The 20,092-nt window shown below is 73.1% G+C and carries 18 protein-coding genes; 6 read left to right on the forward strand and 12 right to left on the reverse strand.

Going from position 1 to position 20,092, the window contains the following annotated elements:
* Positions 1-148: 148 nt before the first annotated feature.
* Entirely contained in the window at positions 149-1,195 is a 1,047-nt protein-coding gene (locus ACFXPL_RS13475; RefSeq protein ID WP_384917350.1) for an ABC transporter substrate-binding protein, read from the reverse strand.
* Positions 1,196-1,250: 55 nt separating this feature from the next.
* Between ACFXPL_RS13475 and ACFXPL_RS13480 the strand changes: the two genes are divergently transcribed.
* From ACFXPL_RS13480 to ACFXPL_RS13495, 4 genes are all read left to right on the forward strand, one after another.
* The gene (locus ACFXPL_RS13480; protein ID WP_384917353.1) at positions 1,251-2,339 is read left to right on the forward strand and encodes a FecCD family ABC transporter permease; all 1,089 of its coding nucleotides are present in this window, start codon (positions 1,251-1,253) and stop codon (positions 2,337-2,339) included.
* Positions 2,336-3,436, forward strand: coding sequence for a FecCD family ABC transporter permease (locus ACFXPL_RS13485; protein WP_384917356.1), 1,101 nt, complete (start codon positions 2,336-2,338; stop codon positions 3,434-3,436). The genes ACFXPL_RS13480 and ACFXPL_RS13485 overlap by 4 nt, the downstream gene beginning before the upstream one ends.
* A 94-nt stretch (positions 3,437-3,530) precedes the next feature.
* Positions 3,531-3,950 carry a DUF6153 family protein gene (locus ACFXPL_RS13490; RefSeq protein ID WP_384917359.1) on the forward strand — a complete coding sequence of 140 codons (420 nt, stop codon included), beginning with the start codon at positions 3,531-3,533 and terminating at the stop codon, positions 3,948-3,950.
* A gap of 57 nt (positions 3,951-4,007) precedes the next feature.
* Complete coding sequence (locus ACFXPL_RS13495) at positions 4,008-4,694, forward strand: DUF305 domain-containing protein (protein WP_384917362.1); 687 nt, start codon at positions 4,008-4,010, stop codon at positions 4,692-4,694.
* Here ACFXPL_RS13495 and ACFXPL_RS13500 read toward each other — a convergent pair.
* The 3 genes from ACFXPL_RS13500 to ACFXPL_RS13510 form a co-directional block, all read right to left on the reverse strand.
* The gene (locus tag ACFXPL_RS13500) at positions 4,688-5,317 is read right to left on the reverse strand and encodes a hypothetical protein (RefSeq protein WP_384917365.1); all 630 of its coding nucleotides are present in this window, start codon (positions 5,315-5,317) and stop codon (positions 4,688-4,690) included. The two genes, ACFXPL_RS13495 and ACFXPL_RS13500, sit on opposite strands and share 7 nt — an antisense overlap.
* The gene (locus ACFXPL_RS13505) at positions 5,314-6,819 is read right to left on the reverse strand and encodes a sensor histidine kinase (protein ID WP_384917368.1); all 1,506 of its coding nucleotides are present in this window, start codon (positions 6,817-6,819) and stop codon (positions 5,314-5,316) included. Before ACFXPL_RS13505 ends, ACFXPL_RS13500 begins: the two co-directional genes overlap by 4 nt.
* A 117-nt stretch (positions 6,820-6,936) precedes the next feature.
* A complete protein-coding gene (locus ACFXPL_RS13510) occupies positions 6,937-7,620 on the reverse strand; it encodes a response regulator (protein ID WP_384917371.1) in 684 nt (227 codons plus the stop codon).
* Between the two features lie 161 nt (positions 7,621-7,781).
* On the opposite strand from ACFXPL_RS13510, the gene ACFXPL_RS13515 reads away from it, so the two are divergent.
* Positions 7,782-8,666: a DUF3152 domain-containing protein gene (locus ACFXPL_RS13515; protein WP_384917374.1), complete on the forward strand. Its 885-nt coding sequence runs from the start codon at positions 7,782-7,784 to the stop codon at positions 8,664-8,666.
* On the opposite strand, the gene ACFXPL_RS13520 is transcribed toward ACFXPL_RS13515, so the two are convergent.
* Positions 8,644-9,195, reverse strand: coding sequence for a GNAT family N-acetyltransferase (locus tag ACFXPL_RS13520; RefSeq protein ID WP_384917377.1), 552 nt, complete (start codon positions 9,193-9,195; stop codon positions 8,644-8,646). The genes ACFXPL_RS13515 and ACFXPL_RS13520 overlap by 23 nt on opposite strands.
* 328 nt (positions 9,196-9,523) lie before the next feature.
* On the opposite strand from ACFXPL_RS13520, the gene ACFXPL_RS13525 reads away from it, so the two are divergent.
* Positions 9,524-10,162 (forward strand): N-acetylmuramoyl-L-alanine amidase, encoded by a 639-nt coding sequence (locus ACFXPL_RS13525; RefSeq protein ID WP_384917380.1) that lies wholly within the window; start codon positions 9,524-9,526, stop codon positions 10,160-10,162.
* Positions 10,163-10,245: 83 nt separating this feature from the next.
* Here ACFXPL_RS13525 and ACFXPL_RS13530 read toward each other — a convergent pair whose 3' ends face one another.
* The 7 genes from ACFXPL_RS13530 to ACFXPL_RS13560 all read right to left on the reverse strand — a co-directional run bounded on the left by ACFXPL_RS13530 (position 10,246) and on the right by ACFXPL_RS13560 (position 20,077).
* Complete coding sequence (locus tag ACFXPL_RS13530) at positions 10,246-12,180, reverse strand: DUF2264 domain-containing protein (RefSeq protein WP_384917383.1); 1,935 nt, start codon at positions 12,178-12,180, stop codon at positions 10,246-10,248.
* On the reverse strand, positions 12,177-13,205 hold the full coding sequence (locus ACFXPL_RS13535) for a hydroxyacid dehydrogenase (protein WP_384917386.1): 1,029 nt from the start codon (positions 13,203-13,205) through the stop codon (positions 12,177-12,179). Before ACFXPL_RS13535 ends, ACFXPL_RS13530 begins: the two co-directional genes overlap by 4 nt.
* Positions 13,206-13,285: 80 nt before the next feature.
* Positions 13,286-14,185: a carbohydrate ABC transporter permease gene (locus ACFXPL_RS13540; protein WP_384917389.1), complete on the reverse strand. Its 900-nt coding sequence runs from the start codon at positions 14,183-14,185 to the stop codon at positions 13,286-13,288.
* A complete protein-coding gene (locus ACFXPL_RS13545; protein ID WP_384917393.1) occupies positions 14,182-15,204 on the reverse strand; it encodes a carbohydrate ABC transporter permease in 1,023 nt (340 codons plus the stop codon). The genes ACFXPL_RS13540 and ACFXPL_RS13545 overlap by 4 nt, the downstream gene beginning before the upstream one ends.
* A 54-nt stretch (positions 15,205-15,258) precedes the next feature.
* Positions 15,259-16,605, reverse strand: coding sequence for an ABC transporter substrate-binding protein (locus tag ACFXPL_RS13550; RefSeq protein WP_384917396.1), 1,347 nt, complete (start codon positions 16,603-16,605; stop codon positions 15,259-15,261).
* Positions 16,606-16,698: 93 nt separating this feature from the next.
* Positions 16,699-17,940, reverse strand: coding sequence for a substrate-binding domain-containing protein (locus ACFXPL_RS13555; protein WP_384917399.1), 1,242 nt, complete (start codon positions 17,938-17,940; stop codon positions 16,699-16,701).
* A gap of 130 nt (positions 17,941-18,070) precedes the next feature.
* Positions 18,071-20,077, reverse strand: coding sequence for a hydantoinase B/oxoprolinase family protein (locus tag ACFXPL_RS13560; RefSeq protein WP_384917402.1), 2,007 nt, complete (start codon positions 20,075-20,077; stop codon positions 18,071-18,073).
* Positions 20,078-20,092: the final 15 nt, after the last annotated feature.

Below are 20,092 nucleotides of genomic sequence, written 5' to 3' on the forward strand. Positions count from 1 at the left end.
ACCCACACCCCGCAAACCGCGATGCTAGTCGCTCGCGTGGGCTCTTTTATGTGTAAAACACCCCGGCCGGGTACCGCCGCACCGCCCCGACGGAACCGGGCCCCTTCGTACGGGAATCAGGCCGTACGGGGATCAGGCCGTACCGGGATCAGGTCAGGTGCTTCTTGAGGGCGGTGAGCACGTCACGGGCGGCCGTGGGCCCTGTGTTGAGGTAGAAGACGTCGTCGTCGACCGCGATCGCGGTCTTGCCGGCGACGGCGGAGAGGGTCGGCCACAGCGGCGCCTTGGTCAGCTCGGCGGTCTTCGCCGCGTCGCCCTGGACCCCGTAGAAGATCCAGTCGGCGTCGGCCCGGTCGAGCTGCTCGTTGCTGATGTCCTGGGACGTCTTGTCGAACCGCTGGCTCTCGGGCCGGCCGAGTCCGGCGTCCTCGGCGATGCTTCCGGTGAAGGACGGCACGCCGAAGACCCGCAGACGGTCCCCGTTCAGCCGCAGGAACGAGACGGTCACCGGCTTGTCGAGCGAGGTGCCCAGCGCGGCGGCGTCGGTGTGGAAGCGGTCCAGGTACGTGCGCGCCTGCTCGGTCCTGCCGAGCCCGTCGGCGACGAGCAGGAAGTCCTGCTTCCAGTAGAGCCCGGTGCCCTGGGTGGCGACGGTGGGCGCCACCGCGCTCAGCGCCTTGTAGAGGCTGCCGGCGTTCTTGCCCGCGACGTTCATCAGGATCAGGTCGGGCTTGATGTTCGCGATGGTCTCCAGGTTCGGATCCACGCGCGAACCCACGTCGGCGACCTTCCCCAGCGCGGCCGCGTCCTTGGGGAAGTCGTCCTTCAGGTACTGGGGTACGAGGTCGGCGCCGTCGCCCCGGGTGGAGCCGGCCGGCACCGTGCCGAGTGTGAGCAGCGCGTCGGCCTGGCCGGTGGAGATGGTCACGACCTTCTTCGGCGCGGCCCCGATGGTGGTTTTCCCCTCGAAGTGGCCGACGGTACGGGGGAATTCGCCGTCCGGTTTGCCGCTTCCCATGCCCTTGGGCACGGTGCGGGGAGCGGTGTGGGTGGCGGCGGCCGACGGCTTGGCGGTCGGGCCGCTGTCCGACGCGACGTTCGAGGTCGACGTGGAACAGCCGGTGAGCAGCAGGGCACCCGACAGGGCGACGCCGCTGATCAGACGGGTGAGAGGGAGATCACGGAAGCGGTACACGAGCGCTTAGCTTAGGCTCTCCTAAGTGCGGATGAGTAGGGATGACAGTCATGCGATGGATCACATATCGGGAGGTACGGACCGGACCGGCGCTCCACGGACCGGACCGGCGCCGACCGAACCGGCGCAGGCCGGTGCGGCGCGGGCGAAGGGCGGCAGACGGCTCGCGGCGCTGGTGGTCTGTCTCGGCCTCGTCGTCCTGCTGCTCCTGGTGAGCCTGGGCGTCGGCGCGCGCGGCGTCCCGCTGGACACCGTGTGGCGGGTGCTGCTCCACGACGACGGCAGCCCGGACGCCATCATCGTCCGTCAGTTGCGGCTGCCGCGCACCGCGCTGGCGGTCACCGTGGGCGCGGCGCTGGCACTGGCCGGGGTCGTCATGCAGGCCATCACCCGTAATCCGCTGGCGGAACCGGGCATCGTGGGGGTCAACTCCGGTGCCTCGTTCGCCGTGGTGACGGCCATCGCCGCGTTCCATGTGACCAGCGTGTCCGGGTACATCTGGTTCGCCTTCGCCGGCGCCGTGCTGGCCGCGCTGCTGGTGTACGCCCTCACCTCGGGCGCCACCCGGAGCAACCATCACACCCGGCTCGTGCTGGCGGGGGCCGCGCTGTCGGCGAGCCTGGGGGCCTGTACCGGCATCCTCACCATGTTCGACTCCTCGGCGTTCGACTCGTACCGCTTCTGGGTGGTCGGCTCGCTGGAGAACCGCGGGACGGAGGCGCTGACCGCCGCCGCCCCCTTCGTCCTGGCCGGGACGGTCGTCGCGCTGGTGCTCGGCCCCTCCCTGAACGCCCTGGCGCTCGGGGACGAGGCGGGCGCCGCGCTCGGGCTGCGGGTGCCGTGGGTGCGGGCCGCGGGGTTCGTCTCGATCATGCTGCTGTGCGGCGCCGCGACCGCGGCGGCGGGGCCGATCGGCTTCGTCGGACTGGTCGTCCCGCATGTGCTGCGGCTGCTGCTCGGGCCGGATCTGCGCTGGCTGCTCGCCTTCGCACTGCCGGGCGGTGCGATCCTGCTGCTCGTCAGTGACATCGCGGGGCGGGTGATCGCGCCACCGGGGGAGATCGAGGTGGGTATCGTCACCGCGTTCATCGGCGCTCCGGCGCTGCTGTGGCTGGTCGTACGGCGCCGGGAGGTCGCCGCGTGAACGCCGCGCCCCGGTCCGCCGCCGCGCGGACCGCCGCCCCGCCCCGGCCGTCGGCCCCGACACGGGTGGCGCGGCTGCCCCGGGGGATCACCCTGCGCTACTCGGGGCGTACGGCCGCCGTGCTGGCCGTGCTGCTGGTGTGCTGCGTGGCGGTGTGGGCGCTCACCCTGTTCACCGGTACGTACCGGATCGGCGCCGCGCACGTCGCCGACGTCCTGTTCACCGGGGGCGGCTCCGCCACCGACCGGTTCATCGTGGTCGGCCAGCGGCTGCCGCGGGTCTGCGCGGCGCTGCTCGTCGGGGCGGCGCTCGGGCTGTCGGGGGCGCTCTTCCAGAGCCTGTCGCGCAACCCGCTCGGCAGCCCGGACGTCATCGGGTTCACCACCGGGTCCACCAGCGGCGCCCTCGTCGTCATCCTCGCGGGCGGCGGCTCGGCCGGGGTGGGGATCGGCGCCGGATCGGTGCTCGGCGGGCTGTGCACGGCGGTGGTGGTGTACGCGTTCACCGCGTCGCGCGGGGTCTCCGGCAACCGGCTGGTCCTCGCCGGGATCGCCGTCGGCGCGATGCTCTCCTCGGTCAACGACTTCCTGCTCACGCGCGCCGACCTGGAGTCCGCGGAGAGCGCGAAGGCCTGGACGTTCGGCAGTCTCAACGCCGTCTCGTGGCCGCAGGTGACACCCCTGGCGCTGGCGCTGCCGGTGCTCGCCGTGGTGACCCTGGCGCTGGGCCGGCCGCTGCGGCTCATGGAGATGGGCGACGACACGGCGGGGGCGCTGGGTGTGAACGTGCCGCGGGTACGGGCGCTCTCCCTGCTGATGGGCGTCGCCCTCGCCGGGACGGCCGTCGCCGTGGCGGGCCCGATCGGCTTCCTCGCGCTGGCGGCCCCGCAACTCGCCCGCAGGATCACCCGCTCCCCCGGCCCCCCGATCGGATCGGCCCTGCTGACCGGGGCGTTGATCCTGGCGACCGCCGATCTGCTGGCGCAGCGGGTGCTCTCCCCCTTCCAGATCCCGGTGGGGCTGGTCACCGGGGCCCTCGGCGGGGTCTATCTGCTCTGGCTGCTGGCGCGGGAGAAACGGACCGCCCGGTCGGCCTGACACCGCGTCGGGGCCGACGGGTCCGGTCCCGGCGGCGCGCCGCCGGGTGGACGCCGCCTCGGGGCAGCCGAAGGGCTGTGTCTACGATGGGCCCATGAGACGGCTCCGGCGCGGCGAGCACGGCCCCTTCGGGGGACGCGTCCTGCTGTCGCTGGTGCTGGCGGTGACGGCCGGGCTGCTGGCCATGCACGGCCTCGGACCGGTCCCCGCCCTGGGCGCGCACACCGCGCCGCCGTCCGCATCGGCGTCCGTCTCCGCCTCCACCCACGCCACGGCCGCGGACGCGCCGGTCTGCGCCCCGCCCACCCATGACGGCGGCGGGCACATGGACCACGCGGACACCACCTGCGCCGCGGCCGGTACCAGTACCGGGCCCGCGCTCTGGGCGCCGGCGCTGCCGGGCCCGCCCGCCGGTACGCAGGCCCTTGAGCGCGTCTCGCGCCAGGGCCCGGGGGCGACGCCGGGCGACCGGGCCCCTCCCTCACTGAGCGAACTGCAACTCCTGCGCATATAGGCGTGCCCCGCGTTCGGCATGCCTCTGTCCCTTTTCACGCACAGGAGTTGTTCCAGCATGACCTCGTACCGTATTCCGGCCCGTCGCCGGGCCGCTGCCGCTGCCGCCGTCGTGAGCGCCGTACTGGTGCTCGCGGCCTGCGGCGGGCAGGACGCGTCCACGAAGACGCACTCGGGCCACGGCGCGGACCCGTCCGCCTCGGCGACGGGCTCGGCATCCGCTTCGGCTTCGGCTTCGGCTTCGGCTTCGGCTTCGGCTTCGGCTTCGGCGCACAACGCCGCCGACGTGTCCTTCGCCCAGGGCATGATCCCGCACCACCGGCAGGCGGTGGAGATGGCCGGTCTCGCCGTCGGCCGAGCCTCGTCGGCGGAGGTGAAGACCCTCGCGTCCGAGATCGAGAAGGCCCAGGCCCCGGAGATCAGGACCCTGTCGGGGTGGCTCACGGCCTGGGGCGAGGACGTACCCGCGAAGGACGCCCCGGCGGCGGACGGCGCGGAGCACTCCGGCCACTCCATGGCAGGGATGATGGCCGCCGGCGACATGGCGGAGCTGGAGAAGGCGTCCGGCAAGGCGTTCGACGCCGCATTCCTGAAGATGATGGTGGAGCACCACGAGGGCGCGGTCGAGATGGCCAGGACCGAACGCTCCCAGGGCACCCATCAGGGCGCCAGGAAGATGGCCGACGCCATCGTCACCTCGCAGACCGCCGAGATCACCCGGATGAACACCCTGCTGGGTCAGTAGCCCCCGCTGGTGGCCTCGTCCGCCGCGGGCGGGGCCACCGGCTCCCGGGACTCGCCCTCCCCGGCCCCGGAATCCTGATCCCCGCCGGGCTGGTACCCGTCGGAGGAACTGCCCCCGGCGGGGCAGCGGGCCTCGGCGGCCGTGACCGTACGCCGGCCGTCCCGGTCGACCACCGTGACGGCCGGGGCCTCGGCCTGCGCCTCCAGCGCCCGGGCGGCGGCCACCGTGCAGACGAGCTGGTCCATGGCGAGCGGCGTGAGGGGGCCCAGCCCCGGCAGTTCGACCGAGATCCGGTCACCGTCCACGACGACGCGTGGCCGGGACGGGACCGCCGGCAGCTCGGTGGTCACCCCGCCGCGCGCCTCGGTGGGCCGGGGTCCGCGGAACGCGAGGGCGACGGCCGTGCCGACCTCGATGGAGGTGACGTCGGCGGAGCGCGCCACCGGATGCAGGGCGCCGTCCTTGACGAGGTAGAGCAGGATGACGGGGCGCACGCCGGTGGCCGATTCGCCGGCCTGCACGACGCCGGTGCCCGGGATCCGGCAGCCGGCCGCGAGCAGGAGCGGCGCGGTCAGCGTCAGCAGCAGGGTGGCGGCCGGGCGCCGCCGGGGTGTCGGGGTCATGATCGGCCCTCCGAACGGCGGTCATGGGGTACGGGGATCGGCTCGGCCGGGTCGGCGGGCAGCGGGATCTCGACGGTGAAGGCGGCGCCGCCCGCCGGCCGGTTCGCGGCCCGGATGGTGCCGCCGTGCAACTGGACGTTCTCCGCCGTGATGGCGAGCCCCAGACCGCTGCCCTCGGTGCGCGTCCTGGCGGTGTCCGACTTGTAGAAGCGTTCGAAGACGTGCGGCAGGACGTCGTCGGGGATGCCGGGGCCGCTGTCCGTCACTTCGATGACGGCCCGCCCGGCGGGCACCGCGTACAGCCGCAGCCGTACCGGGCGTTCGCCGTGGCGCAGCGCGTTGGCGACCAGGTTGGCGACGACGACGTCGAGGCGGCGCGCGTCGGCCCGGCCGCGCAGGGCGTCCGGGGGCGGCAGTTCGGTCTCCACGGTCTCCGTCCAGCCGCGGGCGGCGAGCGTACGGCGCAGGGACTCGGCGAGATCGATGTCGTCCCACTGGAGTTCGGCCGCTCCGGCGTCGAAGCGGGAGATCTCCATGAGGTCGTCGACGAGCCGGGCGAGTTTGAGGGTCTCCTGGCTGATGAGGCGTACGGCGGTGGCGGTGTCCGGGTCGAGCCCGGCGGCGTCCTCGTCCAGCACGTCGGTGACGGCCGCCATGGCGGCCAGGGGGGTGCGCAGTTCGTGGGAGACGTCGGAGGCGAAGTGGCGGGCGCGGGCCTCCATCCGGCGCAGTTCCGCGACGGAGTGGTCCAGTGCGCCGGCCGTCTCGTTGAACGTGCGGGAGAGGTCGGCCAGTTCGTCGGAGCCGTGCACCGCGAGCCGGGTGTCGAAGCGGCCCTCGGCCATGGACCGGGCGGCGCGCCGCAGCTCCCGTACGGGGCGCAGTACGCCGCGCGCGGCCAGCAGGGCGAGGAGCACGGCCAGGCCGAGCGCGGGAAGCGTGGCGCGCTGGACGGCGGCGACCAGGGCGTTGACGTACGCCTCCTCTTCGCTCTGCGAGACGATCAGGAAGACGGCGAGGCCGGAGTGGCGGGGCGTCGCGCCCGCGGGGGTGGCGTAGGTGACGGGCAGGCCGACGACGAGGACGGAGGTGTCCTTCGTGGGGACCCGCTGGAAGACCGTGTCGGACCCGGTGAGCGCGGCCCGTCTCAGTTCGGGGGTGAGTTCGGTGAAGGCGTCGTCCGGGGAGGAGGTGACGCGCAGGTCCCGGTAGACGGTCAGGACCCGCCAGCCCTCGGAGCGGCCGGCCTTGGCCACCTCGTCGGTGAACCACTCCAGGTCCGACCGTTCGGCGGGCAGTCCGAGCCCGGGCGCCGAGCCGTTCACCCGCTCGCGGAACTGTTCGAGGACGGTGTCCTGGCTCTGCTGGAGCACACCGGTGCGGGCCTCGCGGAAGGTCAGCGCGCCGCTGGTGAGGGTTCCCGCGACGGCGACGAGGGTGAAGGCGACCACGAGGCGGACGCGCAGTCCGCGGACCCGCGGGATCAGGCGGATCCGGGACATCGAGGGGGGTGTTCCGGGGAGTCTCATCGGGAGGTCTCAGGCATCAGGGGGCAGGGGTCACGTATCAGGTCCAGGGGCTCGGGGCTCGGACGCCCGGGGCCCGGGGCGCTCACGGGGTCAGGGGGTCCGGAAGCGGTAGCCGAAGCCGCGTACGGTCTGGACGTACCGCGGCGCCCCCGAGGGTTCGGCCATCTTGAAGCGCAGACGCTTCACGCAGGCGTCCACGAGTCTGATGTCGCCGTGGTAGCTGTGTTCCCAGACGGCTTCGAGGAGTTGCTGGCGGCTGAAGACCTGTCCCGGCGAGGCCGAGAGGGTGAGCAGCAGCCGCATCTCGGACAGGGCGAGCGGGACGGGTTCGCCGCGGAGGGTGATGTCGAGTCCGGCGCGGTCGATGACCAGGTCGCCGTGGCGTTCGATCCTCGCGTCGGCGTCGGCGGGGGCGCCGAACCTGCGCAGTACGGCCCGGATCCGGGCTTCGAGGACGCGGGCCCGGACGGGTTTGACGACGTAGTCGTCGGCTCCCGCCTCCAGACCGACGATGACGTCCACGTCGTCGCCACGGGCGGTGGCCATGATGATGGGCACCTGGCTGTCGGTCCTGATCCTGCGGCAGACGTCGAGGCCGCTCATCCCCGGCAGCATCAGGTCGAGGACGACGACGTCGGGACGGAACCGCCGGAGCTGTTCGAGCCCGAGTTCCCCGGTAGCGGCGGCCTCCACGTCGTGGCTCTGGCGGCGCAGGGCGAGTTGTACGCCCTCGCGTACGGCGGGGTCGTCTTCGATGAGCAGGACACGTGGCATGCCGACAGTATCCGTACGCCCGGGTGGCGTACCCGCCGCGCGGGGGCCGGTGGGGGCAACTGTTACGTGACGATCATACGAATCCCCTCACACCTGGACGTTATAGGTTCGTTATCTCCTGGTCCAGGTTTGAACACACCGCCCACACAGCCTCTTCCCCCATGACCCATCGCACCTCCCCCGCCCGGCCGCACGGCAGGCGTCGCCGTTCGAAGGGATCCGCCCACGCCAGGCCCGCCCGCAAGGCACCGCTGGCCGTCGGGATCGCCGCGCTGGCCGCACTGACGGCCGTCGGTCTCGTCGTGACGGAATTCGGCAACGGAAGCGAGTCCACGGCGAGCACGCGGCAGACCGCTTCCCCGCGAACGGACACGGCCACGGCCGGCTCACCATCCTCGTCCGGCACACCAAGCTCGTCCGTAACACCGTCCGCGTCTCCCGCCGCCGAGAAGAAGCCGGAAGGCGGCCCAGGCACCGGAATCCCGAAGTCCGGTCCCGGCACGTTCAGCACGGCGGGCGCGGGCAGCGGTCCGTTCGGCAACGGGCGGATCGTGACGTACTCCGTCTCCGTCGAGGACGGGCTCAAGGAGTCCGCCGAGGCCGTCGCCTCGGAGGTGGACAAGGTCCTGGCGGACCCGCGCGGCTGGACGGCCGACGGCGCGACCGGCTTCCGGCGGGTCGCGGACGACGCCGCCGACTTCGTCGTCCAGCTCGCGACGCCGGACACCGTCGACCGGATCTGCGGCGAGTACAACCTGGACACCGGCGGCGAGGTCAACTGCAATGTGGGCCGGCACGTGATGGTGAACCTCAAGCGCTGGCGGCTGGCCACCCCGGCCTACGCCCAGGACGTGCCGTCCTACCGCGCGCTGATCATCAACCACGAGGTCGGCCACTACCTCGGGCACAACCACGAGACCTGCCCCGGCGCCGGAAAGCCCGCTCCCGCGATGATGCAGCAGATCAAGGGGTTGCGGGGGTGCGTCATCAACGCCTGGCCCTACGCGACGGACGGGACACGGATCACCGGCCCTCCCGTGGCCTGACCTCCTCGCCCTCCCCCTCATCCTCATCCTCGTCCCCGTCGCGGCCGATCGGAAGCACCATCTCGGGGCGGTCCCACGGCACGGCGGGCGGGCGCGCGGCCACGGTGCCCGTCCGCACGGCGCCCACACCGCGGTAGAAGCCCTCGGCCGGCGGGTGCGCGACCACCCGTACGGTGTCGAGCCCCGCCTCCCGCGCCCGGTCGGTGAGATGCCCGACGAGGCGGCGCCCGATGCCCAGCCCCTGGACGTCGTCCGCGACGAACATCAGGTCCAGCTCGGGCGGGTCGAGGACGAGCGCGTAGAAGCCGAGCACCCGGCCGTCGCCGCCGGTGGCCACGTACACCTCGTGGGTCTCGATGTAGTCCTCGCCCACCCGGTATCCGGCGACCATCGAGGCGTAGGGGTCGCGGTAGGCGTGGGAGCCGCGGACCAGCTTGGTGAGCCGCCTGGCGTCCCCGGCGGTCGCCCGTCTGATCGCCACGGCCGCGCCGCGGGCCCCGCCTCCCGGCCGCGTAATCCTCGATCCCATACGGAGAGTATTACGCATCGCGGGCCCCCGGGCACACGTCGCACCACGATACGAACACCGGGACGCCCGGCCCCTCGTACGGGCCATCGTGGGGCGCGGGCCGTGTGGCGTTCGCGGGTGGTGGGCAGGGTCCCGACAGGGTGGGGGCGGGCCGGTCCGCCGGACCGCGCCCGGGGACGCGCGGCCCTTGCCAGAGGTCCGGACCGACCGGTGTTCCCTTTCTTTGCCATCGGAATATTGGCATGCACCTGTTGGACAGTCAGCATGGAGGGAAATCCCGCTACGCGCGTCAATTCCCCCCACGGCAAACGGATTTCGGGAGGCTCCCATGGAAGCCCACGGCTCTGCCCCGTCCCGCCGCTCACTGCTCAGGTCCGGTGCGTACCTGGGCGCCGCCGCCCTCGGACTCACCGCCGCGAGCGCCGCGCACGCTTCGGCGGCCGGCGCGGCCGAAGCGGCCGGTCCGGCGGGCCGCCTCGGCGCTGTCGCCTATCCGCCGACCCACTGGATCCCGGCCAGCACCTCCAACTACACCGTCGCCTCACGCCCGACGCAGTACTCCGTCGACTTCGTCGTCATCCATGTGACGCAGGAGACCTTCCCGGACGCGAGGGACATCTTCCAGAACCCGGCCAAGAAGGTGTCGGCGCACTACATGGTGGCCTCGGCCGACGGGTACATCGGGCAGTTCGTACGGGAGAAGGACGTCGCCTGGCACGCCGGCAACTGGGACTACAACACCCGCAGCATCGGTATCGAGCACGAGGGGTGGGTCGACCAGCCGGCCTATTTCACCGACGCGCTGTACGCCTCGTCCGCGGCTCTCACCGCCGCCGTCTGCGACCGGTACGCCATCCCCAGGACGCGTGCGCACATCATCGCGCACAGCGAGGTACCGGGGGCCACCCACACGGACCCCGGGAAGTACTGGGACTGGGCCCGCTACATCGATCTCGTCAACGCCTGACTCCCCCGTCCCGCCCGGCCGTTGACGCGGCGCGGGCGGGACGGGGCGGGGCGGGGCGGAGCCGTGGGAGAGGGCGGGTCCGCTCAGCCGTGTTCGACCGTCAGCGGGCCGAAGGCGATCCGGGTCCGCGATCCGTCGTCGCTCCACCGGACCTCGACCGTCCCCCCGTCCACGGTCACCTCGCTCACCGCGTCGGCCGGCGGGGCCGCGCCGGGCTCGGCCGTGAGCGTGGCGAGGGCGGCGAAGAGTGCCGTGCCCTCGGCCGGCGCCGTCAGTTCGGGCACCACCGCCCAGCGGGTGAACGCCGTTCCCTGCGGGGCCCGTCGCCCGCCGGGGGCGGCCTCCCAGCCGTACAGCCCGTGCAGGTCGGACCGTATCTCCTCGTCGGGGCCGGTCGCCCAGCCCGTCTGCCGGACCAGCGCGCCCGGCGGGGCGCCCACCACGCGGTGCACCCGCAGCTCGTACCGTCCCCGGGCCACCGTGACGCTCTCCACCCGCAGCCCCGGCACCATGGGAGCGCCCGAGGTGAAGACCGGGCGGTGCCAGGAGGCGGCCCAGCCCCAGCCGGCACCGCCGCCGGCGCCCAGCGGGTGGATCCGGCGACGGCCGCTGACCCGGCCCGCGACCTCCAGCGCCACATGGTTGTCCGCGACGTTGGCCGCGGCGGTGGGGCCGGTCCTGGTCGAGTAGGCGTGCCGGCTGTAGTGCGGATCGTCCGCGACACCCGCCTCTCCCTCGTGCGGGCGGAGATGGTCGCTGCCGTGGTTGTGCAGCCGTACGATCCCGTCCGCGCGGGTCGACTGGACCAGCAGGCCCGGTACGGCGAGGGCCAGCACCCGGTCGGGGCCCTCGCTCGGCGCGGGCTCCTCCGGCGCCGTCCACAGCGGATGGTCCTCGGGGGCGAGGAGCGCGACGAACGCCTTGGACGCCCAGTACGGCGAGGCGGGGCCCGAGTAGTGCTGGAGCGTCGCGTCGTGCGGGCCGTGCCAGCCGAGGCTCAGCAGCCCGTCGTCGCCGGTCGCGCCCCGGTCCAGGAAGTACCGCAGCGCGCCGCTCACCAGCCGTCGCGACGTCCCGGGCGCGAGCGGGGTGTGCCCGGTGACGGCGCCGAGGCCGACCGCGGCACCCGCCGCGAACCGGTAGGAGAGCGAGCGTCCGAAGTGCATCGGCGCGCCGTCCCCGCCGAAGAGCAGGGAGAAGCCGTCGAGGTGTGTGCGCAGCCGGGCGCCGTGGTGCGCCAACTGCTCGGTGTCGCCCGCGAGATGGGCGTCGAGCATGGGGTAGAGGTGCAGGGCCCAGCCGTTGTACTGGTCGAAGGCGCGGCTGTCGCCGTCGGCGTACCAGCCCTCGCCCTGGTACCAGCCCTCCAGCAGGGTGAGCGCCCGCTCCCTGGCGCGCGCCGTCTCGGCGTCGCCCCGGCCGACGGACTCCAGGAACCCGGCCACCGAGTACGGGAAGAGATACCAGTTGTTGGGCGCCGGGGTGTGGCGCAGGGAGCCGCGCAGCCACTCCTCGGCCCGGTCCTGGACGCCGGGGTCCAGCCGGTCCCAGAGCCAGGGCGCGGTCAGCCGCAGCCCGAGGGCGACCGACGCGGACTCGACCATGGGCTGGCCCTGCACATTATGATCGAGGATCAGCGGCCAGGACTCGGTGTCGTCCCGTCCGGGGGTCCGGGTCCCCGCCGCGAGCCCGTCGGCGTACCGGTCGAGCCAGCCGTGCGGGTCCTTGCCGCCCGCGCCCGCGACCCGGAAGGCGGCGGCCAGGAACGTACGCGCGTAGCCTTCGAGGCCGTCGGAGCGCACCCCGGAGCCCGAGGGCCGTCCCGGCAGGTCGAGCAGGGCGCTGCCGGGGGTGGCCCAGCGCCAGGCGGCGCGGAGCAGTCCGTCGGCGGTGGCCTCCCAGTGGGCCCGGGTGTAGCCGGTGTGCGGACTGAGCGCCCGGTCGTCGGGCGGAAGCGGGAACGCGGGCCCGCCGGGGGCCTGGTTTCCGGGGGCGGGTGTGCCGTGGGATGGGGTCATGCGAGGAATGCCAGCCTTTCGCGTCGTACGGGGTGGTCGAAGCCGTCGCCCGCCGCCCAGCGGGTGACCTCCCGGACCGCCAGATCGGCGAGCCGGCGCAGTTCGTTGCCCTGCGAGCCCGCGAGATGCGGGGTGATGAGCGCGTTCTCGCAGGTCCACAGGGGATGTTCGGGCGGCAGGACCTCGGGGTCCGTGACGTCGAGGACGGCCCGGAGACGACCGGCGCGCAGGACGTCGGTGAGGGCGTCCTGGTCGACGACGGCGCCGCGCGAGGTGTTGATGAGCACGCTGTCGGGGCGCATGGAGGTGAGGAGTGCGCGGCTGACGAGGCCGTGGGTGGCGGGCAGCAGCGGGGTGTGGACGCTGACCACGTCGCCGCGTGCGAAGAGTTCGCCGAGCCCGACGGGGTGCGCGCCGAGCGCGGTCGCCTCCACGTCGGAGACGTACGGGTCGTGCAGCAGGATCCGCAGATCGTACGGGCGGAGCAGTTCGATCACCCGCCGGCCGATGAGCGAGGCGGAGAGGATGCCCACGGTGCGGCCGTAGTTGCCGGTGCCGGCGGAGGTCCGCAGCCAGTCACCGCGTTCGTGGGTGGCGCGCAGGGCGCGGGCGCGTTCCAGGACCCGCTTGCCGGAGAGCAGGATCATCGCGAGGGTGTACTCCGCGACGGGCAGGGCGTTGGCGGCGGCGGCCGAGGAGACCTCGATGCCGCGTTCCCAGCAGGCCTCGGTGACATGGCCGCGGATCGTGCCGGCGGTGTGGACGACGGCGCGCAGCCGGGGCGCCGCCGCGAGGGCCGCCGCGTCCAGCGGCGGGCAGCCCCAGCCGGTGACGAGGAGTTCCACGTCCGCGAGCGTGGCGCGGGCCCGCCCGGTGGTGAGGTCGTCGAGGACGGGCGGCGGCGTCAGGTCGCACACCGCGCCGAGGGCGGCCAGGATCTCCGGGTCGAGGACGGCCGCCGCGGCCTGCGGTGACATGGCGAGCGCGGCGCGCGGACGAGGGCGTGCGGTCGGGGTGGGGGGCATCTCTCTCCTGGTACGAGGGGGCTCCTGGCACGGGTGGTGCGGGACGGCGGTCCCGCCCTACGGGTGTTCCCCGGACGCGGCTACTTGACGGACCCCGCGGTGAGGCCGGACTTCCAGAAACGCTGGAGCAGGGCGAAGGCGAGGATCAGCGGCAGGACCGCGAGCAGCGAGCCCATGATCACCACGGGGTAGTACTCCGGGGAGACGCTGGCGGAACTGTTCCAGGTGAAGAGGCCGAGACTCACCGGATACAGGTTCTGGTCCGAGAGCATCACCATGGGGAGGAAGAAGTTGTTCCAGATGGCGGTGAGCTGGAAGAGGAAGACGGTGACAAGCCCGGGGCCGAGCATCCGCAGGGCGACCCGTACGTAGGTGGTGAGTTCGCCGGCGCCGTCGACGCGCGCCGCTTCGAGCACTTCGTTCGGTACGTACCCCTGGCTGAAGATCCGGCCGAGGTAGACACCGAAGGGGTTGAAGAGCACGGGTATGAAGACGGCCCAGAAGGTGTTCACCAGGCCGGCGCCCGAGGCCATCAGGTAGAGCGGCAGCGCGAGGACGGTCTGCGGGACCATCACGGCGGCGAGGACGAGTCCGAACAGCTTCTCCTTGTGGGGGAAGCGGTACTTGTCGAAGGCGTAGCCGCAGGCGATGGAGATCAGGGAGCCGAGGGCGGCGCCGACGACCGCGTACAGCAGGCTGTTGCCGTACCAGCGCGCGTACAGCCCGCCGTCCATGGCGAACAGGTCCTTCAGGTTCTGCACGAAGGAGAAGTCACCGAGGGAGAGCAGGTCGCTGCTGAACAGCGCGTCGCGGTTCTTGCCCGAGGCGAGCACCAGCCAGAGCACCGGCAGCAGGGTGTAGAGCACGGAGACGCCGACGACGAGGTTGACGACGCCGCGGCCGAGGAGGCGGGGGCGCGGTGGGCCGCCGCGGGTGACGACTGGCAGGGGGGTGCGCGGGGCGGTGGTCGTCGTGCTCATCGGGTGGCCTCCTCCGGGGCGTTGGCCCGGTTGGTCCAGCGGGTGACGCCGTAGGAGAGGGCGACGGTGAAGACGAGCAGGACGACGGAGGCGGCCGCGGCCAGGCTGTAGTTGTTGCGGACGAACGCCGCGTCGTAGATGTACATGCTGGGCGAGAAACGCGAATTGATCATCGGGGTGGACTCACTGAGCAGCATCGGCTCGGTGAAGAGCTGGAGGGCGAAGATGAGGGTGAACATCGCCACCATCACGATCGAGGAGCGCACCAGCGGCGTCTTGACCTGGAGGGCGGTACGGACCGGTCCCGCGCCGTCGACCACCGCCGCCTCGACGACCTCGCGCGGTACGGCCTGGAGCGCGGCGTAGAAGACGACCATGTTGTAGCCGAGGTTGCTCCAGAGCGCGATGTTCACGATGGACGGCAGCACGGTGTTGACGCCGAGGAAGTCGATGGTGATGTCGGCCTTGCCGAGGAGGTCGATGATCGGGCTGATGCCGGGGGTGTAGAGGTAGAGCCAGATGAGGGCGGCGATGATGCCGGGCACGGCGTGCGGCAGGAAGAGTCCGAGCTGGGCCCAGGAGCGCAGCCGTACCACCCCGGAGTCGAGCAGCAGTGCCAGCGCGAGGGCGGCGATCACCATCAGCGGGATGTAGATCACGCAGTACAGGACGACGGTGCCGAGGCCGCCGAGGAAGGTGGGGTCGGTCAGGACGGCGGTGTAGCCGCGCAGTCCGACGAAGACGGTACGTTCCGGGCCGAAGCCGAGGCCCGGCTGGTCGGCGCTGAAGAAGCTCAGCCATACGGCGGTCCCTACGGGGATCAGGAAGACCGTCACGAGGAGGGCGAAGAAAGGGGTCATCAGGACACCGCACGCGCCGAGTTCGCGGCGCCGGGCGGACTTCCGGCCGCCGCGGGCGGCGGTCGCGGGGGCGCCGTTCGCGGACCGTGGTGTGCCGGGCGCCGGTGGCGCGGGGGTGGCGAGGGGGCTGGGCGCGGGGTTGGTCAGGGGGTTGGTCATGGGATGTCACCTGCCTCTCTGGTGCGGGGACGGGCGGGGTGGGGCGGCCTTCGCTCAGGTGCCGTTCTCGGTGGTGGCGAGACCGAGGGCCCTGAGGTCCGGCATGGTGCCCCGCTGTGCCTCGCGCACCGACCCGATGAGCGAGCCCTTGCCGCCGCTCGCCCGGGCGAACCCGTCCTGCATGACGCGCCCGGTGGCGCTGGACCGGGGGCCCCAGATCCAGCCGGGGCGGATCGTGTGGGCCTGCTGCTCGAAGAGGGTGTAGATGTCCTGGCCGCCGTAGTACGCGCGGTCGAACGCCGCACGGCCGACGGCGACCAGGCCGGGCACGGCCGGGTACTGGCTGCTGGTGCCGCTGGAGAGCCGGGCGCGGAGCGCGTCGGGGTGGGAGATCTGCCACTCGATGAACTCCATGGCGGCCTCCGGGTGGCGGCTGTCCTTGGTGACCGCGAAGGTGGAGCCGCCGTGGGTGCCGACGGCGGGCCGGTCCGGGTCCCACTGCGGGAGCGGGGCGATCGCCCACAGGCCCTTCTGGCCGGGGCGCGCCTTCATCTGCGCGCCGGCGTCCCAGGCCCCGGTGAGCCGGGTGAGGACGAGGCCGTTGCCGATCTGGGCGTCGCTCTGTCTGCTGTTGACGCCGTTGGTGAAGACGAGGTCGTCGTCGATCAGCCGCTGCCAGTACGCGGCGACCCGGCGGGTCGGCGCGTCGGCGAGCGAGACGTTCCAGGCGCCTTTCGCGGTGTCGAACCACTGGGCGCCGGCCTGCCAGGAGTACGCGGCGAACTGGGTGAAGCCGTCCGTGGGGAAGAGCACGAGGCGGCGCTCCCCGGCCGTGCGGCGCACGGTCCTCGCGACGGACTCGAACTCCTGCCAGGTGCGGGGGACATCGAGTCCGTACTTCTCGAAGAGGTCGACGCGGTAGTGCATCACCATCGGCTCGATGTCGAGCGGCAGGCTGAAGATCCGCTTCTCGAAGGTGGTCAGACCCAGCGCCTGCGGCAGCAGCTTCGCCCGCAGTCCGTCGCCGACCAGGCCGGTGATGTCCCGGGCGACGCCGTCGATGGCGAAGCCGGGGACCTGGGGGTATTCGAGTGTGGCGACGTCCGGGGCGTTGCCCGCGCGGGCGGCGTTGCTGAGTTTCGCGTAACCGCCGGAGTCTCCGGACGGGATCTGCTGGAAGTCGACCTGGATGGTGTCATGGGTTTTGTTGAAGGCGTCCACGACCTCCTGGCTGCCGCGCAGCGCGGACCAGAAGGTGAGGTGCGTGGCTTTTCCGCTGGTGGTGCTCGTGCTGCCCGATCGGGTGTCCGAGCCGCCCCCGGTGCAGGCGCCCAGGGCACCTGTCAGGGGCAGCGCGGCGATCGTGGCCAGCACGGATCGACGGCTCTGTCGACCAGGCATGGGGGCCTCCCGCGGCTCCGGTTCGAGACACGGGGAATCCTGATCGGCTGATCACAATTGGTCAAGAGATCGCTCAGAAGAAAGTTGAAACGGTCAAACGTTCATTTCTGGACGGGAACCGGCGCAGGGGCCGGTACCTCCGGCGCCGCCGGCCAGTGCCTCCGCCGGGCCGCGGGCCGGTGCCTCCGCCGACGCCCTGGCCGGCGCGTGGGCCAGGCGCTGGGTCGAACCACGTACCTTCAACTCCGGCAGCAGCTCGATCCTGCGTACGGGGCCGGCCGCGCCCTCCGGCCGGGACAGCCGGTGCACGAGCAGTTCGGCCGCCGCCCGGCCGACCTCGGCCTTCGGCGGGGCCACCGCGGTCAGCGGGGTGGAGCCCAGCGCGGCGAGCACATCGTCGTACGCGACGACGGAGCAGTCCTGCGGCACCCGTACACCCTGCTCCGTGAGGTTCTGGACCAGCATCAGCGCGTCCACGTCGCCGTGCAGCAGCGCCGCGGTGGCGCCGTGCTCGCGCAGCAGCGCCGCGAGGTCCAGCGGGGCGCGGTCGCGCGCGGCCGCCTCTTCGGAACGGGGGCCCGGCACCGCGCCGGGCGAGGAGAGCGCCACCGACCAGTCCGCCACCTCCGGCCGGGCGGCGGCTATCTCGGTGAACGCCGCGCGGATACTGCGCGCGGTGGGGCTGTCGTCGCGTGCGGCCAGCACGATACGGCGGTGGCCGAGGCCGACGAGATGGTCGACGGCCAGGTGCACGCCGTACCAGTGGTCGGAACAGACCACGTCCAGGGCGTGCAGCGCGCTGCCGGGGCGGGGCCGCCGCTCCATCAGGACGGTCGGCACGCCCACCTCGGCGAGCCAGCCGTGGTCCGCCTCCTCGGCCGCCGCGCTGCGCCACCTCGGGGCGATCAGCAGCCCCCGCGCCCCGTCCGCCAGCGCCCGTTCCACCAGCGGCCGTTCGGCGCCGGGGGCCTGCGGGGCGACGTGCAGGGCGACCCGGAACCCGGCCTCCTCCAGCACCGGCCTGGCACCGTACGCCGCCTCGTACAGGTACGAGTGTCGCTCCGGCACCACCAGGGCGACCGCGCCGCCCTCGGCGGGCTGCCCGGCCCGGCGCGCCGCCGGGGCGTTCTCCGCCGCCGGGGGGGCGGGCCGTACCGCGCGCGCCACGCCGTGGGCGCGCCGCAGCCTGCCCGCCCGGGTCAGCTCCTCGACGTCCCGCCGCACCGTGACCACCGAGACCTCCAGCTCGGTGGCGAGCACGCTGACCCTCACCGCGCCGCGCGACTCCACCGCCGCGAGGATCCGTTGCCGCCTGAGTTCGACCGGCTCCCGCATGTCCGTCTGCCCCCTCGCCGTACCGCCACCGCTCGCCGTACCCCGCGCTTGTTCGTTTGACTGCTTCGGGTGAGCGCTTGGGGCCGCAGCATAGCGACAGTCGTCCGCCGGCGCGGACCCGCGGGACGGATCAGCTCCTGCCGTCCTCCTCCAGCGCGGCGGTGTGGCGCCGTAGTACGGCACGGGCCTCGGCCAGTTCCCCGGCGGAGGCGGCGGAGACGGGGAAGCCGTCGGGGAGCACGGCGAGCACGGCCGTGTGGACGGCGGCCCGGCGGGCGTAGCGGCGTGACGGCGGGAGGCGGAAGAGCGCCGCGACCAGGCGGTCGGCCGCCTCGGTGTCGTGGACCGCGTCCCAGGCGGCTCGCTCGGGCCCGGCCCCGACGGGCGGGGACGGCGGGGTGCGGCGCAGTTCGGCGGTGGCGGCCTCGTCGAGTACGGGCCGGCCGTCGGAGCCGACGGTGACGGCGACTCCGTACGAGGCCGCCGCGACCCGCTCGGTGACCAGTCCGCGCCGGAGGTCGGCGAGCACCGCCCGTGGATCGCGGGTCCAGGGGTCTCCGTAACCACCCGCTCCCGAGGTGCGCAGGGTGACGGTGTCGCCGCGGCGCAGCGCGACCATGTCGATCTTGGTGTACCGGCGTTCGCCGGGCAGGCCCTCGTTGATGACCAGTTCGGCGGGGGCGCCGGGACCGCCGCCCGCGGTGCCCCAGGGGCGGAAGCGCATGCGTTCCAGACCACGGGCGAGCAGCCTGCTGTCGTCGCCGAGGACGCGGAAGACGAGTTCGAGGCCGCAGCCGCCGCGCCAGCGTCCTGGGCCACCGGAGTCGGGGCGCAGGGCGTAGCGGACGATCTGCGCGCCGATCTCGGTCTCGACGGTCTCCACGGGGTTGTTGGCGAGGTTGGAGATGCCGCTGTCGCGGCCGTCGACGCCGTCCGCGCCGTCGCGGGCGCCGGTTCCGCCGACCATGGGTTCGAGGACCTGGACGTTCTGGCCGCCGCCGGGCGCGCTCTCGGCGACGACGACGGGCACGACGAGACCGCTGCTCGCGGCGGGCATCACCTCGGGCGCGGCGAGGCCGAGCGCCCCGCCGAGCGCGTCGTTGACGCGGGAGGCGGTGGCGTGCCGGATGCCGACGGCGGCGGGCGGCCGGGCGTTGACGACGGAGCCCTCGGGGGCGGTGACGGTGACCGGCCTGATCAGCCCGCCGTTGAGCGGGATACCCGGGTCGAGCGTGCAGATCAGGGCGAGGACACGGGTGGTGATCCAGGCGTGGGCGCGGCCGTGGCTGGCGATGTTGAACGCGGCGTCGACCTGGGGATCGGTGCCGGTGAAGTCGAGGTGCAGGGCTCCCCGGTCGAGCGTGGCGGTCACCGAGATCCGTACGGGCACCGGGGAGACGGCGTCGTCGTCGAGGTAGTCGGTGAACCGGTAGGTGCCGTCCCGCAGGGTGGCGAGCGCGGCGGTGGCCTTCTCGGCGGTGTGCTCGACGAGGTCGGTGTGGGCGGCGGTGACATCGGCGGCGCCGTGCTGAGCGACGACCCGCGCCAGTCGCTCCCGGCCGGTGCGCAGGGCGGCGAGCATGGCGCGCAGGTCGCCGTCGTTGGCCTCGGGGGTACGGCTGTTGGCCTGGAGGAGGGCGGCGATGTCGCGGCTGGGCTCGCCGGCCCGCAGGAGCTTGACCGGCGGTATGCGCAGGCCCTCCTGGTAGATCTCGTGGTTGGTGGGGGCCAGGCTGCTGGGGACCCGTCCGCCGATGTCGGAGCAGTGGATGAACGCCCACCCGTAGCCGATGATCCCGCCGTCGTGGAAGTACGGCTCGATGAGCTGGATGTCGGTGAGATGCGTGGCCAGACCGCCCGAGGTGTACGGGTCGTTGGTGACGATGACGTCACCGGGCTCCAGCGGTCCCACGTGGTCGACGGCCGTACGGACGTCGAGTCCGACGAAGCCGGAGACGCCGATGCCGCGCGGGTAGGCGGTGAAGGCGCCGTCGGGTCCGGCGAGCGCGCAGCAGAAGTCGGCGGTCTCCTTGACGTACAGCGAGCGGCTGGTGCGCTGGAGGGTGAGGCACATCTCCTCGGTGAGGGCGCCGAGCTTGTTGCCGATGATCTCCAGGGTGACCGGGTCGAGCTTCATGGTCGGGGTGCGTCC

Source organism: Streptomyces sp. NPDC059092 (assembly GCF_042756365.1).
In the GTDB taxonomy this organism is placed as follows: Bacteria; Actinomycetota; Actinomycetes; order Streptomycetales; family Streptomycetaceae; genus Streptomyces.

Excerpts from the sequence above, each read along its gene's own strand:
- ACFXPL_RS13480 (WP_384917353.1), top strand. The coding sequence starts at position 1,251 with ATGGATCACATATCGGGAGGTACGGACCGGACCGGCGCTCCACGGACC.
- ACFXPL_RS13490 (WP_384917359.1), top strand. The coding sequence starts at position 3,531 with ATGAGACGGCTCCGGCGCGGCGAGCACGGCCCCTTCGGGGGACGCGTC.
- ACFXPL_RS13495 (WP_384917362.1), top strand. The coding sequence starts at position 4,008 with ATGACCTCGTACCGTATTCCGGCCCGTCGCCGGGCCGCTGCCGCTGCC.
- ACFXPL_RS13500 (WP_384917365.1), bottom strand. The coding sequence starts at position 5,317 with ATGACCCCGACACCCCGGCGGCGCCCGGCCGCCACCCTGCTGCTGACG.
- ACFXPL_RS13505 (WP_384917368.1), bottom strand. The coding sequence starts at position 6,819 with ATGTCCCGGATCCGCCTGATCCCGCGGGTCCGCGGACTGCGCGTCCGC.
- ACFXPL_RS13510 (WP_384917371.1), bottom strand. The coding sequence starts at position 7,620 with ATGCCACGTGTCCTGCTCATCGAAGACGACCCCGCCGTACGCGAGGGC.
- ACFXPL_RS13515 (WP_384917374.1), top strand. The coding sequence starts at position 7,782 with ATGACCCATCGCACCTCCCCCGCCCGGCCGCACGGCAGGCGTCGCCGT.
- ACFXPL_RS13520 (WP_384917377.1), bottom strand. The coding sequence starts at position 9,195 with ATGGGATCGAGGATTACGCGGCCGGGAGGCGGGGCCCGCGGCGCGGCC.
- ACFXPL_RS13525 (WP_384917380.1), top strand. The coding sequence starts at position 9,524 with ATGGAAGCCCACGGCTCTGCCCCGTCCCGCCGCTCACTGCTCAGGTCC.
- ACFXPL_RS13530 (WP_384917383.1), bottom strand. The coding sequence starts at position 12,180 with ATGACCCCATCCCACGGCACACCCGCCCCCGGAAACCAGGCCCCCGGC.
- ACFXPL_RS13535 (WP_384917386.1), bottom strand. The coding sequence starts at position 13,205 with ATGCCCCCCACCCCGACCGCACGCCCTCGTCCGCGCGCCGCGCTCGCC.
- ACFXPL_RS13540 (WP_384917389.1), bottom strand. The coding sequence starts at position 14,185 with ATGAGCACGACGACCACCGCCCCGCGCACCCCCCTGCCAGTCGTCACC.
- ACFXPL_RS13545 (WP_384917393.1), bottom strand. The coding sequence starts at position 15,204 with ATGACCAACCCCCTGACCAACCCCGCGCCCAGCCCCCTCGCCACCCCC.
- ACFXPL_RS13550 (WP_384917396.1), bottom strand. The coding sequence starts at position 16,605 with ATGCCTGGTCGACAGAGCCGTCGATCCGTGCTGGCCACGATCGCCGCG.
- ACFXPL_RS13555 (WP_384917399.1), bottom strand. The coding sequence starts at position 17,940 with ATGCGGGAGCCGGTCGAACTCAGGCGGCAACGGATCCTCGCGGCGGTG.
- ACFXPL_RS13560 (WP_384917402.1), bottom strand. The coding sequence starts at position 20,077 with ATGAAGCTCGACCCGGTCACCCTGGAGATCATCGGCAACAAGCTCGGC.